The sequence below is a fragment of the Geodermatophilus sp. SYSU D00705 genome, from assembly GCF_054050135.1.
Genome location: NZ_JBJGYT010000021.1, coordinates 15,866 through 30,084 on the forward strand (window position 1 = coordinate 15,866; position 14,219 = coordinate 30,084).

Consider the following 14,219-nt stretch of genomic DNA (forward strand, 5'->3'; position numbering starts at 1 on the left):
CTGCCGGAGCTGCCCGGGGTGCTCAGCGGGGAGCAGGTACGCGCGACGGTGGCGGCGATCGCCGCGGAGCAGGAGGCCGACGGCGCGCTGCCGTGGTCCCGCGGCGGCCGGCTGGACCCGTGGGACTCCGTGGAGGCCGCGATGGCCCTCGACGTCGGCGGCGAGCACGACCGGGCCCGGGCCGCCTACCGCTGGCTGGCCGCCCGGCAGCGACCCGACGGGTCGTGGGCCGCCGAGTACCGCGGCAGCGCGGAGTCCGCTCCCGGAGCCGAGAGCAACCACGCCGGCTACCTCGCCGTCGGCCTGTGGCACAGCTGGCTGTGCACCGGTGACGAGGAGCTGGTCACCGCGCTGTGGCCGGTGGTCCGCCGCGGGCTGGACCTGGTCACCCGCATGCAGCTGCCGGGCGGGGCGGTCGGTTGGGTCCTGCGACCGGACGGCACGCCCGACGGCACCGCCCTGCTGACCGGCAACGCGAGCCTGTTCCAGGCGCTGCGCTGCGGGGTCGCGCTGGCCGCGCTCGCCGGGGAGCCGCAGCCGGACTGGGAGCTGGCCGCCGACGACCTCGGCACGGCCCTGCGCACCCGCCCCGGGGCGTTCGCCGACCGCTCCCGCTACTCGATGGACTGGTACTACCCGGTGCTCGGCGGCGCCGTGACGGGGCTCGCGGCCACCGAGCGGCTGGCCGCCGACTGGGACCGGTTCGTCGTCCCCGGCCTCGGCGCCCGCTGCGTCGCCGACCGCCCCTGGGTGACCGGCGCGGAGACCTGCGAGCTGGCGCTGGCGCTGGCCGCCGCCGGCCAGCGGGACGCCGCGGTCGAGCAGGTGGCCGCGATGCAGCACCTGCGCCACGACGACGGCTCCTACTGGACCGGCTTCGTGTACCCCGACGACGCCCGCTGGCCGGTCGAGCGGACCACCTGGACGGCGGCCGCGGTCGTCCTCGCCGCGGACGCGCTGGCCGCCGCCACCCCCGCCTGCGCGCTGTTCACCGATCCGGCGGCACTGCCGGCTGCCGGCACGGACGCGTCACAGGGTGCGGTGGATTGGCTCGCGGGAGGCGCGGGCACGGTGCTGTCGTGACCCCGCCCGACACCCCCGCCGCCGCAGGACCGCCCGTCACCGTCGTGGTGGCCAGCCGCAACCGCCGCGAGGACCTGCTCGCCTCACTGCCCCGGCACGAGGCGCCGGTGGTGCTGGTCGACAACGGCTCCACCGACGGCACGGTGGACGCCGTCCGGGCCGCCCACCCCGAGGTGACGGTGCTGCCCCTGGAGCACAACCTCGGCGCCCGGGCCCGGACGCTGGGCGCCGAGCAGGCCGGCACCCCGTTCGTCGCGTTCGCCGACGACGACTCGTGGTGGGCGCCCGGCGACCTGGCACGGGCGGTGCAGATCATGCGCGCGCACCCGCGGCTGGCGCTGCTCAACGCCCGCATCCTCGTCGGCCCGGAGGAGCGGCTGGACCCGGTCTGCGCCGAGATGGCCGACAGCCCTCTGGGCACCGCCCCCGACCTGCCCGGCCCGTCGCTGCTGGGCTTCGTCGCCTGCGCGGCGCTGGTGCGCACCGAGGCGTTCGCGGCCGTCGGCGGGTTCGACGCGGTGGTCCGCTTCCCCGGCGAGGAGGAGCGGGTGGCGCTCGACCTCGCCGCCGCCGGCTGGGGACTGGCCTACGTCGACGAGGTCACCATCCACCACCACCCCTCCCCGCGGCGGGACGCCCCGGCCCGCCGGCAGGCCGCGATCTGGCGCAGCCGGGTGCTCACCGCCGTCATGCGCCACCCCCTCCCGGCGCTGCCGCCGCTGCTCGCCTCCGCCGTCCGCGCCGGACGCCCGGGGCTGCGGGGGCTGCTGCGCGCGGTCCCGGACGTGCCGGCCGCGGTACGGGGCCGCCACCGGGTGCCCGACGCGGTGTGGTCCGACGTCCGGCTGCTCGCCGGCGACGCCGCGTGACGGCGACCGAGGCCGCCCCCGGCCGCGTGAGAGAGGACTCTCCTGCCCCCCACCGCTCGCAAGCTGGCAGCGGGCCCCTGCAGGAGGGCCACACCGACCCGCGGGTGGCCGTCGTCGTCATCACCCACCAGCGCCGCGACGAGGTGCTCCGGGCGCTGGCCCGGCTGCGCGCCCTGCCCGAGCAGCCGCACGTGGTCGTGGTCGACAACGGGTCCACCGACGGGACGGCGGCGGCGGTCGCCGAGCGGTTCCCCGAGGTGGAGCTCGTCGCCAGCCCGGAGAACCTCGGCGCCGTCGGCCGCAACGTCGGCGTGGCCCGGGTGTCGACCCCCTACGTGGCCTTCTGCGACGACGACACCTGGTGGGACCCCGGCTCGCTGCGCGCGGCCGCCGACGCCTTCGACACCCACCCGCGGCTGGCCGTCGTCACCGCGCGGATCCTCGTCGAGCCGGGCGGCCGCGAGGACCCGATCGTCTCGGAGCTGCGGGACTCCCCCGTCCGCGGCGCGGAGTGGCTGCCCGGCCCGGCGCTGGGCTCCTTCCTCGCGGGTGCGTCGGTGCTGCGGCGCGCGGCCTTCGAGGAGGTGGGCGGCTTCTGCGAGCGTCTGTGGCTCGGCGGCGAGGAGGAGCTCATGGCCGGCGACCTCGCCGCCCGCGGCTGGGAGCTGTGCTACCTGCCGGAGCTCACCGTGCACCACCAGGCCAGCACCGCCCGCGATCCGCACAAGCGCCGCCGCGACGGCATCCGCAACACCCTCTGGACGACGTGGCTGCGCCGCCCGCTGCGACCGGCCCTGCGCCGCACCCGGCACCTGTTGCGCACCGTGCCGCGGGACCGGCTCAGCGTGCTCGGCGTCCTGGACGCGGTGCGCGGGCTGCCCTGGGTGCTGCGGGAGCGCCGGGTGCTGCCGCCGCACGCCGAGGCCCGCTTCGCCGCGCTCGAGGAGTCGCAGCGCACCTCGACCGCCCGCCGCTACGTCAGCTGAGCACTCCTGCCACGGTTCGTGCACACAACGTGCCCTGCCGGGCCGGGAGAACACGGTCTGCGCGCAGACCGCCGGCCGGGCGCGGTGCGGGCCCGAACCGGTCAGCCCTTGACGTACGAGAGCTTCTCCACGACCTTGCCGCCCCGGACGGTGATGACGTCCACGCCGCGCACGTGGCCGCCGCCCTCCCCGGTCCCCCACGAGTACCGCCACAGCGCCACGGCCCGCTCGCCGTGCGGCAGGAGGTCCTCGGTGGTGAACCGGGCACCCGGGGTCGCGAACAGCTGCTCCCAGACGCGCCGCACCTCCGCCTGCCCCTCGTGGCGGCGTCCGTCGGGCGGCTCGGTGGACTCGAACACGACGTCGTCGGCCATCTCGGCCATGATCGCGTCCACGTCGCCCCGGCCGAAGGCGTCGAGGAGGCGCTCCACCACCACCCTGGTCGCCTCGGTGGTCGAGTCGGGCAGCTGGTCCGATCGCGTCATCGCGCCTCCTCGCCGACGCCCCGTCGCGTCCGCCAGGATGCCACCGGGGAGCCCGGTCGAAGGGCTCAGCGGGCGCAGTCGATGCAGGTGCGCGCGGAGGGGCGCGCGGCCAGCCGCTCGGGGGCGATCGGCCTCCCGCAGCTCTCGCAGGTGCCGTAGTCGCCGGCCGCACGGCGGGTCAGCGCGGCGTCGACGTCGGCCAGCCGGCGCCGGGCGGCGTCGAGCAGGGCGGCGACCTGCTGCCGCTCGAACGCGATGGTCGCGCCCTCCGGGTCGTGCTCGTCGTCGGCGTTGGACGACCGGGACGCCGCGACGACGGCGTCGAACTCGGCCGTCAGCGCCGCGATCTGGGCGAGGACGGCGGCCCGCTCGGCCGCCAGGGCGTCCTCAGCGCTCACGGCGGAGCAGCCGCAGGGAACCGGTGCCGGGCAGCTCGGTGAACTCCCCCGACGCGAGCACCCGCCGGTACACCCCGTAGGGCGCCTGGCCCCCGTCGGCCGGGTCGGGGAAGACGTCGTGGATGGCCAGGGTGCCGCCGACGGCGAGCTTGGCCACCCAGGCGTCCTGATCGCGGCGGGCGGACTCCTCGGTGTGGCTGCCGTCGAGGAACAGCAGCGCCAGCGGGGTGGTCCACAGCGGCGCGAGGGTCTCCGATCGGGCGACGACGGCGATGACGACGTCCTCCGCGCCGGCGTCGGCGACGGTCCGGCGGAACCGGGGCAGGGTGTCGAGCAGCCCGACGGCGGGGTCGACCAGCGACGGGTCGTGGTACTCCCAGCCCGGCTGGTGCTCCTCGGAGCCGCGGTGGTGGTCGACGGTGACCACCTGCCGGCCGGTCTCGCGGGCGGCGGCGGCCAGGTAGAGCGCCGACCTCCCCATCCAGGTGCCGACCTCCAGCAGCGGGCCGGGGACGGTGACCGCGCGGGCGGCCTCGTACAGCGCCGTCCCCTCCTCGTCGGGCATGAAGCCGGGCGCGGCGCGGGCGGCGAGCAACAGGTCGGGCACGGGCCGGGCCCCGCTCACCGGGCGAACCGGGCGCGCAGGGCGGTCATCCGCCGGTCGGTCGCGGCCCCTGCCTCGGTGCCGGCGGCCTTGGCGAAGAACGCGCCGGCCGCCGTCGTCACCGGGACGGCGAGGACCAGGGCGATCGCGCCGACGAGGGTGCGGATCACCTCCTCCGCCATCGCCGAGCTGGTGAGGACGACGTCCCACGGCTGGGAGTAGAGCTCGAAGAGCAGCAGCAGCGGCAACGCGGCCCCGGCGTAGGCGAAGACGATCGTGTACACCGTCGAGGCGATGTGGTCGCGGCCGACCGTCATGCCCCGGCGGTAGAGGTCCCGCCAGCTCATGTCGGGGTCGACCTCGTTGAGCTGCCAGATCGCCGAGGCCTGGGTGATCGTGACGTCGTTGAGCACGCCGAGCCCGGCGACGACCACGCCGGCGAGCACCAGGCCGGAGAAGTCCAGCGTCGGGTCGTACTGCAGGAGGGTCGTGGTCTCCTCGCTGGTCAGCCCGGTCAGCCGGGCGGTCTCGACGGCGACCGCACCGAGGACGGCGACCAGCGTGAGGCCGAACAGGGTGCCGACCAGCGCGGTCGTGGTCCGGGCGGAGAAGCCGTGGGCGAGGTACAGGACGACGAACATGATCGCCGCCGACCCGACCAGGCTGACCAGCACCGGCGACTGGTCGGTCAGCAGGGCCGGGAGCACGAACTGCAGGAGGACGAAGAAGGCGAACGCCAGCCCGACCAGCGAGGCCAGCCCCCGCAGGCGGGCCACCAGGCCCACCACCACGGCGAAGGCGATCGTCAGGACGACGATCGGCACGTCCCGGTCGTAGTCGAAGAACGCGTACGACGCGGCTCCCTCGGCGCCGCCGTCCCGGGTGAGGACGAGGACGTCGCCCTCGGCGACCCCGGCCGCGAACACCTCCGCCGGCAGGTCGACCTGCACGAAGTCGCCCTCGTCGGGCCCGTCGAGCACCTCGGTCACCACCGTGGCGCAGGTGAGCTGCTGCGCCGGCTGCCCGTCCCCGCCGGGCAAGGAGCAGTCGAACGGCTCCACCGACGACACCCGGGCGTCGTGGTACGTGGTCCCCGGCGGGACGTACAGCTCGGCGGCCTGCTGCGCCCGCGACGGCTCGTCCCCGGGCCACAGCACGACCAGCCCCACGACGGTGGCCAGCCCGACCGGCACGAGCAGCAGGAGCATCAGCCGGACCGCACGGCGCCGGCGGAGGAGGACCTCCGGACTCGGCGGGGGCGCGTCGGGGTCGGGACCGTGACTGTGGGGGTGGCTCGGCGGCACCCGGTCAGGCTAGGAGGTGCCGATGGGCGCTCACTCCTCGACGGGGAACCGCCGCCACAGACCGGACAGCTGCAGCGGGCGGGCCACCGTCGACGGCGGGGCGACCAGCACCAGCTCCACCCCGCGCGGCTGCCCCAGCTTCTGCAGCTGCACCAGCACCGCCATCCCCGCGGAGTTCACGTAGGTCACCGCGCGGGTGTCCAGGCGCACCCGGTGCAGCCCCGGCTCGGCGAGCAGCAGGTCGGTCATGGTCCGGACCAGCGGGCGCCGCGCCTCCTCGCTCAGCTCCCCGACGACGGTCAGGGTGGCGACGTCGCCCGCCAGGCTGGTGGTCACCTCCGTCGTCCCGCTGCCGGCCTGCTCGTGTCCCGTCTCCCCCTGCGCTGGGGGACCCATGCGCTCGTCCACGGCAGAGCACTGCCCCGTGCGGCCGATGCTCAAGCGCCCGCCGGCGAGGCCGTGGCCGGTCGAGCGGGGAACAAATTCTCCGGATGGATGTTTACACCAGTGCGTGTCAGAGGTAATCTCCAGTTGCCACTAGAGGTTCACCTCGGGCAGCGAACTCGACAGGACCACACACAGGAGGTTGCACAGCCATGGCGATGCTGACCGCCTACGACCCGTTCGCCGCCACGTCCGCCGCCTTCCGGGCACTGGACCAGCTCACCGGCCGCGGTGGCGGGATGACCGCCCGCCCGCTGTCCGGCATGCCGATGGACGCCTACCGGGTCGGCGACAACTTCGTCGCCCACTTCGACCTGCCCGGCGTCGACCCCGGCTCCATCGACCTGTCGGTCGAGGGCGCGACGCTGACCGTGACCGCCGAGCGCACGGTGCCCCAGCTCGAGAACGCCGAGTGGAGCATCGCGGAGCGGCCCTACGGCAGCTACACCCGGCAGCTCGTGCTCGGCCGGAGCCTGGACACCGACCGGCTCGAGGCCAGCTACCACGACGGCGTGCTCACCGTGAGCATCCCCGTCGCCGAGAAGGCCCGGGCCCGCAAGATCCAGGTCACCCGCGCCGACACCCCGGTCGCGGTGGAGGGGCGCACCATCGAGGGCGAGTCGTCCCAGTCCAAGGCCGTCGAGAGCTGATCGGCCACCCGGCGGCACACGGCCGCCGCGCAGCAGGGGCCGGGTCCGCACGGGCCCGGCCCCTGCGCGCTGTCGGGAGCAGAGGAGCGCCATGAGCGAGCGGCACCGCGAGGAGCCCGACCCGGGTGGCGAGGCGCTCCGGCGGCTCGACGACCCCGACTTCCCGGCGCTCACGATGAGCCAGGCGGCGGAGCTGCTCGGTGTCCAGGCCGCCTTCCTGCGCAGTCTGGACACCGCGGGGGTGCTCCAGCCGCACCGCTCCCCCGGCGGGCACCGCCGCTACTCCCGCCACCAGCTCACCCTGGCCGCGCGACTGCGCGGCCTCCTCGACGACGGACACACCCTCGCCTCCGCCGAGGTGATCCTCGGGCTCCAGGACGAGCTCGCCGACGCCCGGGCCGACAGTGAGCGGTTGCAGGCCACCGTCGACCGGCTGCGCGCCGGCGGTACCGGGAACGCCGGCCGGGGCCGCCGCGACGCCCGCCCCGACGCTGCGCAATAGACCCTAGGGGGGTATGGTTCTCCGCAACGGAGCACGAGCCGTCAGGAGGACCCCCGTGGAGAGCGCGCCGCACGGCTACATCCACCGCAAGGACGACTACCTCAAGCGCCTGCGGCGCATCGAGGGCCAGGCCCGCGGCCTGCAGCGGATGGTCGAGGACGAGAAGTACTGCATCGACATCCTCACCCAGGTGTCGGCGATGACGAAGGCGCTGCAGTCGGTCGCCCTGGGCCTGCTCGAGGAGCACATGTCGCACTGCGTCGTCCAGGCGGCCCAGGCCGGCGGCCGCGAGGCCGACGAGAAGGTCCGCGAGGCGTCCGAGGCGATCGCCCGGCTCGTCCGCTCCTGACCCCAGCACCCGAGAGGAACCCCCATGAGCACCGCCACCTTCACCGTCGTCGGCATGACCTGCGGCCACTGCGTCACCGCGGTCACCGAGGAGGTCTCCGCCGTCCCGGGCGTCACCACCGTCGACGTCGACCTCGCCACCGGCGGCCTGACGGTCAGCAGCACCGACCCGGTCGACGACGGCGCCGTGCGCGCCGCGGTCGAGGAGGCCGGCTACGAGCTCGCCGGCAGCTGACCGGCGCACCGCGCGAGGGGATGCCATGAACACGCCGGCGCGACTGGCCGTCGTCGCCCTCGCCCTGGCCGCCGTCTTCGGCGCCGCCGTGGGCGTCGGTGCCGCGGTGGGGCCGATCGCGGCGCCGGAGTCGCACGCGGGTGCCGGCAGCCCGGCGCCCGCCCCGGCCGGGCCCGCCTACGGCGGTCTCGCGGTCGCCGAGTCCGGGTACCGCCTGGAGGTGCCGGACCGGCAGCTGCCGGCCGGGACGGCGACCCTCGCCTTCCGCGTGCTGGGCCCCGACGGCGCCCCGGTGCGCGCGTACGAGGTGGAGCACGACGAGGACCTGCACCTCGTCGCCGTCCGCCGCGACCTCACCGGCTACCAGCACCTGCACCCGGAGCTCGGCGCCGACGGCACCTGGCGGACGCCGGTCGCGCTCACCGCGGGCAGCTGGCGGGTCGTCGTCGACACCACCCCGACCGCGCTCGGCGAGGACCTGGTGCTCGGCACCGACGTCGAGGTGGCCGGCGACTACGACCCGCAGCCACCGCCCGAGCCCGCCGCGGTGACAGAGACCGACGGCTACACCGTCGTCCTGACCGGGGACCTCGTCGCCGGCCGCGAGTCGGAGCTGACCCTCAGCGTCAGCCGCGACGGCCGGCCGGTCACCGACCTGCAGTCCTACCTCGGCGCCCACGGCCACCTGGTCGCGCTGCGCGAGGGCGACCTGGCCTACCTCCACGTGCACCCGGTCGAGCCGGCCGAGGGGACCACCCCGGCGCCCGGTCCGCACGTGGCGTTCGCCGCGACGGCGCCGTCCCCCGGCGCGTACCGGCTGTTCCTCGACTTCCGGCACGGCGACACCGTGCACACCGCCGCCTTCCCCGTCCAGGTCGCCCCGGGCAGGGAAGGCGGCGTCCCCGACGAGCCGGCCGGCCACGGTCACGGCGGCTGAGGAGACCCGCGTTGAGCACCACCACCCAGTCGCCGGCCGGCGAGGTCGAGCTCGCCATCGGCGGCATGACCTGCGCCTCCTGCGCCGCCCGCATCGAGAAGAAGCTCAACCGGCTCGACGGCGTCACCGCGACGGTGAACTACGCGACCGAGAAGGCGAAGGTGCGCTACGGCGGCGCCGTCACCCCGGCCGACCTGATCGCCACCGTCGAGAAGACCGGCTACACCGCGACCCTGCCGCAGCCGCCGGCCGCTCCCGAGCCGGCGGCCGAGGAGGACGGGGTCCTCTCCCTGCGCCGCCGGCTGGTCGTCGCCACCCTGCTGACGGTGCCGGTGGTGGCCATGGCGATGGTCCCGGCGCTGCAGTTCCCGTACTGGCAGTGGCTGTCGCTCACCCTGGCCGCGCCGGTGGTCGTCTGGGGCGGGCTGCCGTTCCACCGCGCCGCCTGGACCAACCTGCGCCACGGCGCCGCCACCATGGACACGCTGGTCTCCCTCGGCACCGGGGCGGCGTTCCTGTGGTCGCTGTACGCGCTGTTCCTCGGCACCGCCGGCGAGCCCGGCATGACGCACCCGTTCGAGTTCACCGTCGCCCGCGGCGACGGCAGCGCGAACGTCTACCTCGAGGCCGCCGCCGGCGTGACCACGTTCCTGCTCGCCGGGCGGTTCGTCGAGGCCCGGTCCAAGCGGCGGGCCGGCGCCGCCCTGCGGGCCCTGCTGGAGCTCGGCGCCAAGGAGGTCTCCGTGCTGCGCGGCGGCACGGAGCGCCGGGTGCCGGTCGGCCGGCTGGGCGTCGGCGACCTGTTCGTCGTCCGGCCCGGCGAGAAGATCGCCGCGGACGGCGAGGTGACCGAGGGCGCCTCCGCGGTCGACGCCTCGATGCTCACCGGCGAGTCCGTGCCGGTCGAGGTGGGCCCGGGCGACCCCGTCGTCGGGGCGACGGTGAACGCCGGCGGCCGGCTGGTCGTGCGGGCCACCCGGATCGGCGCGGAGACCCAGCTGGCGCAGATGGCCCGGCTGGTCGAGGAGGCGCAGAACGGCAAGGCGCAGGTGCAGCGGCTGGCCGACCGGGTCTCCGGCGTCTTCGTGCCGGTCGTGCTGGCCCTCGCCGTCGCCACTCTCGGCTTCTGGATCGGTGCCGGTGCCGGGCTGCCGGCCGCGTTCACCGCCGCGGTGGCCGTGCTGATCATCGCCTGTCCGTGCGCGCTCGGGCTGGCCACGCCGACCGCCCTCATGGTCGGCACCGGCCGCGGGGCGCAGCTCGGCGTCCTCATCAAGGGCCCGGAGGTGCTGGAGTCCACCCGCGCCGTCGACACCGTGGTGCTCGACAAGACCGGCACGGTGACCACCGGCCGGATGGCCCTCACCGACGTCGTCCCCGCGCTTGGCGAGGACGCCGGCCGGGTGCTGCGGCTGGCCGGCGCACTCGAGCACGGCTCCGAGCACCCGATCGCCCGCGCGGTCGCCGCCGCGGCCGCCGACCGGGTCGGCCCCTTGCCGGCGGTCGAGGGCTTCGCCGGCCTCGCCGGGCTCGGCGTGCAAGGCGTCGTGGAGGGCGCCGCGGTGCTGGTCGGGCGGCCCCGGTTGCTGGCCGAGCGACAGGTGCCCGTACCGGCGCCCCTGGCCGCCGCGCAGGCCGACGCCGAGACCCGCGGGGGCACCGCCGTCCTCGTCGCGGTGGACGGCGCGGCGGTCGGCCTGCTGGTCGTCGCCGACGCGGTCAAGCCGACCTCGGCCGCCGCCGTGACGCAGCTGCGCGACCTCGGCCTGCACCCGGTCCTGCTGACCGGCGACAACGAGGCGGTCGCGCGGACCGTCGCCGCCGAGGTCGGCATCGACGAGGTGGTCGCCGAGGTGCTGCCGCAGGACAAGGTGGACGTCGTCCGCCGGCTGCAGGCCGAGGGCCGGGTCGTGGCGATGGTCGGCGACGGCGTGAACGACGCCGCCGCCCTCGCCCAGGCCGACCTGGGGCTGGCCATGGGCACCGGCACCGACGTCGCGATCCAGGCCTCCGACCTCACGCTGGTGCGCGGCGACCTGCGCGCGGCCGCCGATGCCATCCGGCTGTCCCGCCGCACGCTGGCGATCATCAAGGGCAACCTGTTCTGGGCGTTCGCCTACAACGTGGCGGCGATCCCGCTGGCCATGGCCGGGCTGCTCAACCCCATGATCGCGGGCGCCGCGATGGCGCTGAGCTCGGTCTTCGTCGTCACCAACAGCCTCCGGCTGCGCCGGTTCGCCTCCCTGCCGGGCAACGGCGGCACCACCGCCGTCCCCGCCGGGCGCCGGGCGGCCGTCGCCGCCTGACCCGAGACACCTTCCTGCGGACGCTCGTGCTCTGCCCACCAGGGTGGGCAGAGCACGAGCTTCCTGGGAGAGATCCCCTCAGAGGGCCGGCAGGAGCAGCAGCGCGGTCGGCAGCAGCAGGAGCAGCCCGGCCGACAGCAGCGCGGCGACCCGAGCCCAGCCCGGCAGCGGGGACGGCGGGTCGATCAGCCGGGTCACCCGCGCCCCGAGCGCACTGCCGGTGACCGCGAGCGCGCCGTCGGGCACCCCAGCTCCCCCGGCGCCGCCGGCCGCCACCACGATCGCCTGGGCCAGCGTGCGCCGCGGCGCGGCCCCGGTCAGCGAGCCCAGGGCCACGTCGTCGGCGCGCATCTCGACCAGCGCCCGCACGGCCGCGTGCGCCCGGGCGGCCGCGGGCAGCACGGGCAGGGCCGCCTCCCAGGCCACGAACGGCAGCAGCAGCAGGTGGTGGTGCTCGCGCAGGTGCGCCCGCTCGTGCGCCACGACGGCGGCCAGCTGCCCGTCGTCCAGCTCGGCGACCATCCCGGAGGAGAGCACCAGCAGCGGCTTGGCACCGGGGATGCAGAAGGCCACCGGCGCGGGGTGGTCGAGCAGCCGGGCGTCGGGCACGGCGGCCGGCTGGACGACCAGCTCCAGCAGGTCCCGGTGGCGGCGGCGGGTGCGTGCGGTGCGCAGCCACGACAGCAGCAGGACGCCGAGCAGCTCCGCGGCGAGGACGGCGGCGAGTGTCTGGGTGACCCAGTGGTCACCGCGCACCGGCGCCTCGGCGGGGTGCCGGGTGATCCAGTGCCACCACGCCTCGGGGAGGGAGTGACCCCACGGCGCCAGGCCGTGGACGAGCAGCGCCCCGATGATCGACAGGCCGCCGGCGAGGCCGATCGCCTGCCAGCAGACGAGGGCGACCAGCGGGTCGCGTCGCGGCCAGCGGGCCCGGGCGAGCAGCACCGGCACCGGCCACGCCAGCAGCGCGGCCAGCACGGCGAGGGCGGCCGCGGTGGCGGGGAGCATCGGTCGGGGCGGCGAGGTGGGCGGCTCAGCAGGTCAGCGGTCGGCGTCCGGCCCCGGCGCGGCCAGCAGCTCGCGCAGCAGCCGGGCCTCGTCGGCGTCGACGCTGCCGACGAAGCGGGCCAGCACCGCCTGCCGGTCCCCCGCCGAGCCGAGCACCTCGTGCATCAGTTCGGCGGCGTGCTCCTCCCGGGTGGCCCGCGGGCGGAACCGCCGCGGCCGCGCGTCGTCGTGGACGACGAAGCCCTTCTGCTCCAGCCGGGTCAGCACCGTGTGCACCGTCGTCAGGGCCAGGCCCCGGTCGGCCAGCCCGTCGCGCAGCTCGGCCGCCGAGACGGCACCGTCGGCCGACCACAGCCGGTCCATGACGGCCCGTTCCAGCTCACCCAACGACGCCACCGGTCCTCCTGTCTCGCGTCTCACACCGTGTTCTTCTACGCATCGTAGAACTTTCTCTTCTACTCGGCGTAGAAAGAACTCGACCGATCGTACGTCGCCCAGTGAGGAGAGCGGCCGTGGACGTCCTGGACGTGGCGCGCTGGCAGTTCGGGATCACGACCGTCTACCACTTCCTGATGGTCCCGCTGACCATCGGGCTGGGGGTCCTGGTCGCGGTCATGCACACGATGTGGGTGCGCTCCGGCAAGCCCGAGTGGCTGCGGATGACCCGCTTCTGGGGCCGCATCTACCTGATCAACTTCGTGCTCGGCGTCGCCACCGGCCTCGTGCAGGAGTTCCAGTTCGGCCTGGCGTGGAGCGAGTACAGCCGGTTCGTCGGCGACGTCTTCGGGTCGCTGCTGGCCCTGGAGGCGCTGCTGGCCTTCTTCCTCGAGTCGACCTTCCTCGGCCTGTGGATCTTCGGCTGGGGGCGGATCCCGAAGAAGCTGCACCTCGCGGCGCTGTGGGCGGCGGTGATCGGCTCGGTCGTGAGCGCGTACTTCATCATCGCGGCCAACTCGTGGATGCAGCACCCGGTCGGCGTCCTGGCCGACGACGCGACCGGCCGGCCCGTGCAGGTGGACTTCCTGGCCGTCCTCACCAACAACACCGCGCTGGCCGCGTTCAGCCACGCGATCGTCGCCGCCCTCATGGTCGCCGGCGCGCTGCTGGTCGGCATCGGCCTGTGGCACCTGCGCCGCCGGACGCTGGACGAGGCCCCCACCACGGACGTCGACCACCGGGTGTGGCGCCGCTCGGTGCGGCTGGGCGGCTGGGTGTCGCTGGCCGCGTTCGTCCTCGTCGCCCTCACCGGCGACTGGCAGGGCAAGCTCATGTACGAGCAGCAGCCGCTGAAGATGAGCTCGGCCGAGGCGCTGTGCGAGACCGAGGCGCCGGCGTCCTTCTCGATCCTCGCCTGGGGCAAGCTCGGCTCCAACGAGTGCGACGACGTCCACTCGCTGACCGTCCCGTACCTGCTCTCCTACCTCGCCCACGGGAACTTCTCGACCGCCGTCCCGGGCGTCAACGAACTGCAGGAGGAGTACGCCGCGGTCTACGGCGAGACCTACCCCGACGACCCGTCGCGCTTCGGCGCCCTGGCCGGCGAGCCCATCGACTACACGCCGCTGCTCGGGGTCACCTACTGGAGCTTCCGGCTGATGATCGGCACGGGCGCGGTCTCGGCGGCGGTCGCCGCCTACGCGCTCTGGGCGACGCGGAGGGGCCGGGTGCCGACGTCGCGGATCGGCGTGTACGGCTCGCTGGTCGCCGTCGCCGCGCCGTTCCTCGCCAACGCGACCGGGTGGATCTTCACCGAGATGGGCCGCCAGCCCTTCGTCGTCCACCCCAACCCCGACGTCCCCGTCGACGAGCAGGTCTGGTTCTTCACCGCGCAGGCGGTGTCCCCCGGCGTCAGCGCCGCCGAGGTCTGGACGTCGCTGTCGGTGCTGACCCTCGTCTACGGCGCGCTGGCCGTGGTCGAGCTGTGGCTGATCACCCGGTTCGTCCGCCGCGGCGTGACCACCGGGGACGGCGCCCCGACGCCCGGCACCCCGCCCGAGGACACCCTGGACGACCGCGACGACGACGTCCTCTCCTTCGCCTACTGAGTTCGGAGCAGACCC

17 protein-coding genes are annotated in these 14,219 nt (G+C 75.4%); 10 read left to right on the forward strand and 7 right to left on the reverse strand.

All coding sequences use genetic code 11. The annotated features are described in order from the left end of the window. Positions 1–18: 18 nt before the first annotated feature. From ACI78Q_RS16130 to ACI78Q_RS16140, 3 genes are all read left to right on the forward strand, one after another. The gene (locus ACI78Q_RS16130) at positions 19–1,083 is read left to right on the forward strand and encodes a prenyltransferase (RefSeq protein ID WP_456924424.1); all 1,065 of its coding nucleotides are present in this window, start codon (positions 19–21) and stop codon (positions 1,081–1,083) included. Then, positions 1,080–1,952 (forward strand): glycosyltransferase family 2 protein, encoded by an 873-nt coding sequence (locus ACI78Q_RS16135; protein WP_456924425.1) that lies wholly within the window; start codon positions 1,080–1,082, stop codon positions 1,950–1,952. The genes ACI78Q_RS16130 and ACI78Q_RS16135 overlap by 4 nt, the downstream gene beginning before the upstream one ends. A gap of 104 nt (positions 1,953–2,056) precedes the next feature. Further along, positions 2,057–2,938, forward strand: coding sequence for a glycosyltransferase family 2 protein (locus ACI78Q_RS16140; protein ID WP_456924426.1), 882 nt, complete (start codon positions 2,057–2,059; stop codon positions 2,936–2,938). A 101-nt stretch (positions 2,939–3,039) separates the two neighbouring features. On the opposite strand, the gene ACI78Q_RS16145 is transcribed toward ACI78Q_RS16140, so the two are convergent. The 5 genes from ACI78Q_RS16145 to ACI78Q_RS16165 all read right to left on the reverse strand — a co-directional run bounded on the left by ACI78Q_RS16145 (position 3,040) and on the right by ACI78Q_RS16165 (position 6,125). After that, entirely contained in the window at positions 3,040–3,423 is a 384-nt protein-coding gene (locus ACI78Q_RS16145) for a nuclear transport factor 2 family protein (protein ID WP_456924427.1), read from the reverse strand. Between the two features lie 65 nt (positions 3,424–3,488). Continuing rightward, positions 3,489–3,821 carry a TraR/DksA family transcriptional regulator gene (locus tag ACI78Q_RS16150; protein WP_456924428.1) on the reverse strand — a complete coding sequence of 111 codons (333 nt, stop codon included), beginning with the start codon at positions 3,819–3,821 and terminating at the stop codon, positions 3,489–3,491. Further along, positions 3,811–4,428 (reverse strand): class I SAM-dependent methyltransferase, encoded by a 618-nt coding sequence (locus ACI78Q_RS16155; RefSeq protein ID WP_456924429.1) that lies wholly within the window; start codon positions 4,426–4,428, stop codon positions 3,811–3,813. Before ACI78Q_RS16155 ends, ACI78Q_RS16150 begins: the two co-directional genes overlap by 11 nt. Before the next feature lie 14 nt (positions 4,429–4,442). Next, positions 4,443–5,633, reverse strand: a complete 1,191-nt coding sequence (locus tag ACI78Q_RS16160) for a YibE/F family protein (protein WP_456924430.1) — start codon at positions 5,631–5,633, stop codon at positions 4,443–4,445. Between the two features lie 126 nt (positions 5,634–5,759). After that, positions 5,760–6,125, reverse strand: coding sequence for an STAS domain-containing protein (locus tag ACI78Q_RS16165; RefSeq protein WP_456924431.1), 366 nt, complete (start codon positions 6,123–6,125; stop codon positions 5,760–5,762). A gap of 200 nt (positions 6,126–6,325) precedes the next feature. Between ACI78Q_RS16165 and ACI78Q_RS16170 the strand changes: the two genes are divergently transcribed. The 6 genes from ACI78Q_RS16170 to ACI78Q_RS16195 all read left to right on the forward strand — a co-directional run bounded on the left by ACI78Q_RS16170 (position 6,326) and on the right by ACI78Q_RS16195 (position 11,151). Continuing rightward, positions 6,326–6,823, forward strand: coding sequence for an Hsp20/alpha crystallin family protein (locus tag ACI78Q_RS16170; RefSeq protein WP_456924432.1), 498 nt, complete (start codon positions 6,326–6,328; stop codon positions 6,821–6,823). 91 nt (positions 6,824–6,914) lie between these two features. Next, entirely contained in the window at positions 6,915–7,325 is a 411-nt protein-coding gene (locus ACI78Q_RS16175) for a MerR family transcriptional regulator (RefSeq protein ID WP_456924433.1), read from the forward strand. 55 nt (positions 7,326–7,380) lie between these two features. Further along, positions 7,381–7,674 (forward strand): metal-sensitive transcriptional regulator, encoded by a 294-nt coding sequence (locus tag ACI78Q_RS16180; RefSeq protein ID WP_345771608.1) that lies wholly within the window; start codon positions 7,381–7,383, stop codon positions 7,672–7,674. A 24-nt stretch (positions 7,675–7,698) separates the two neighbouring features. Continuing rightward, entirely contained in the window at positions 7,699–7,908 is a 210-nt protein-coding gene (locus tag ACI78Q_RS16185) for a heavy-metal-associated domain-containing protein (protein ID WP_456924434.1), read from the forward strand. Between the two features lie 25 nt (positions 7,909–7,933). Further along, positions 7,934–8,845 (forward strand): hypothetical protein, encoded by a 912-nt coding sequence (locus ACI78Q_RS16190; protein WP_456924435.1) that lies wholly within the window; start codon positions 7,934–7,936, stop codon positions 8,843–8,845. A gap of 11 nt (positions 8,846–8,856) precedes the next feature. Then, entirely contained in the window at positions 8,857–11,151 is a 2,295-nt protein-coding gene (locus tag ACI78Q_RS16195) for a heavy metal translocating P-type ATPase (protein WP_456924436.1), read from the forward strand. A 78-nt stretch (positions 11,152–11,229) separates the two neighbouring features. Here the strand turns inward: ACI78Q_RS16195 and ACI78Q_RS16200 are convergent, their stop codons facing one another. Then, entirely contained in the window at positions 11,230–12,159 is a 930-nt protein-coding gene (locus ACI78Q_RS16200; RefSeq protein ID WP_456924437.1) for a M48 family metalloprotease, read from the reverse strand. Positions 12,160–12,192: 33 nt separating this feature from the next. Continuing rightward, positions 12,193–12,555, reverse strand: a complete 363-nt coding sequence (locus ACI78Q_RS16205; protein WP_456924438.1) for a BlaI/MecI/CopY family transcriptional regulator — start codon at positions 12,553–12,555, stop codon at positions 12,193–12,195. Between the two features lie 116 nt (positions 12,556–12,671). Here ACI78Q_RS16205 and ACI78Q_RS16210 point away from each other — a divergent pair, with 116 nt between their 5' ends. Then, positions 12,672–14,204 (forward strand): cytochrome ubiquinol oxidase subunit I, encoded by a 1,533-nt coding sequence (locus ACI78Q_RS16210; protein ID WP_456924439.1) that lies wholly within the window; start codon positions 12,672–12,674, stop codon positions 14,202–14,204. The last annotated feature ends 15 nt before the right edge of the window (positions 14,205–14,219 follow it).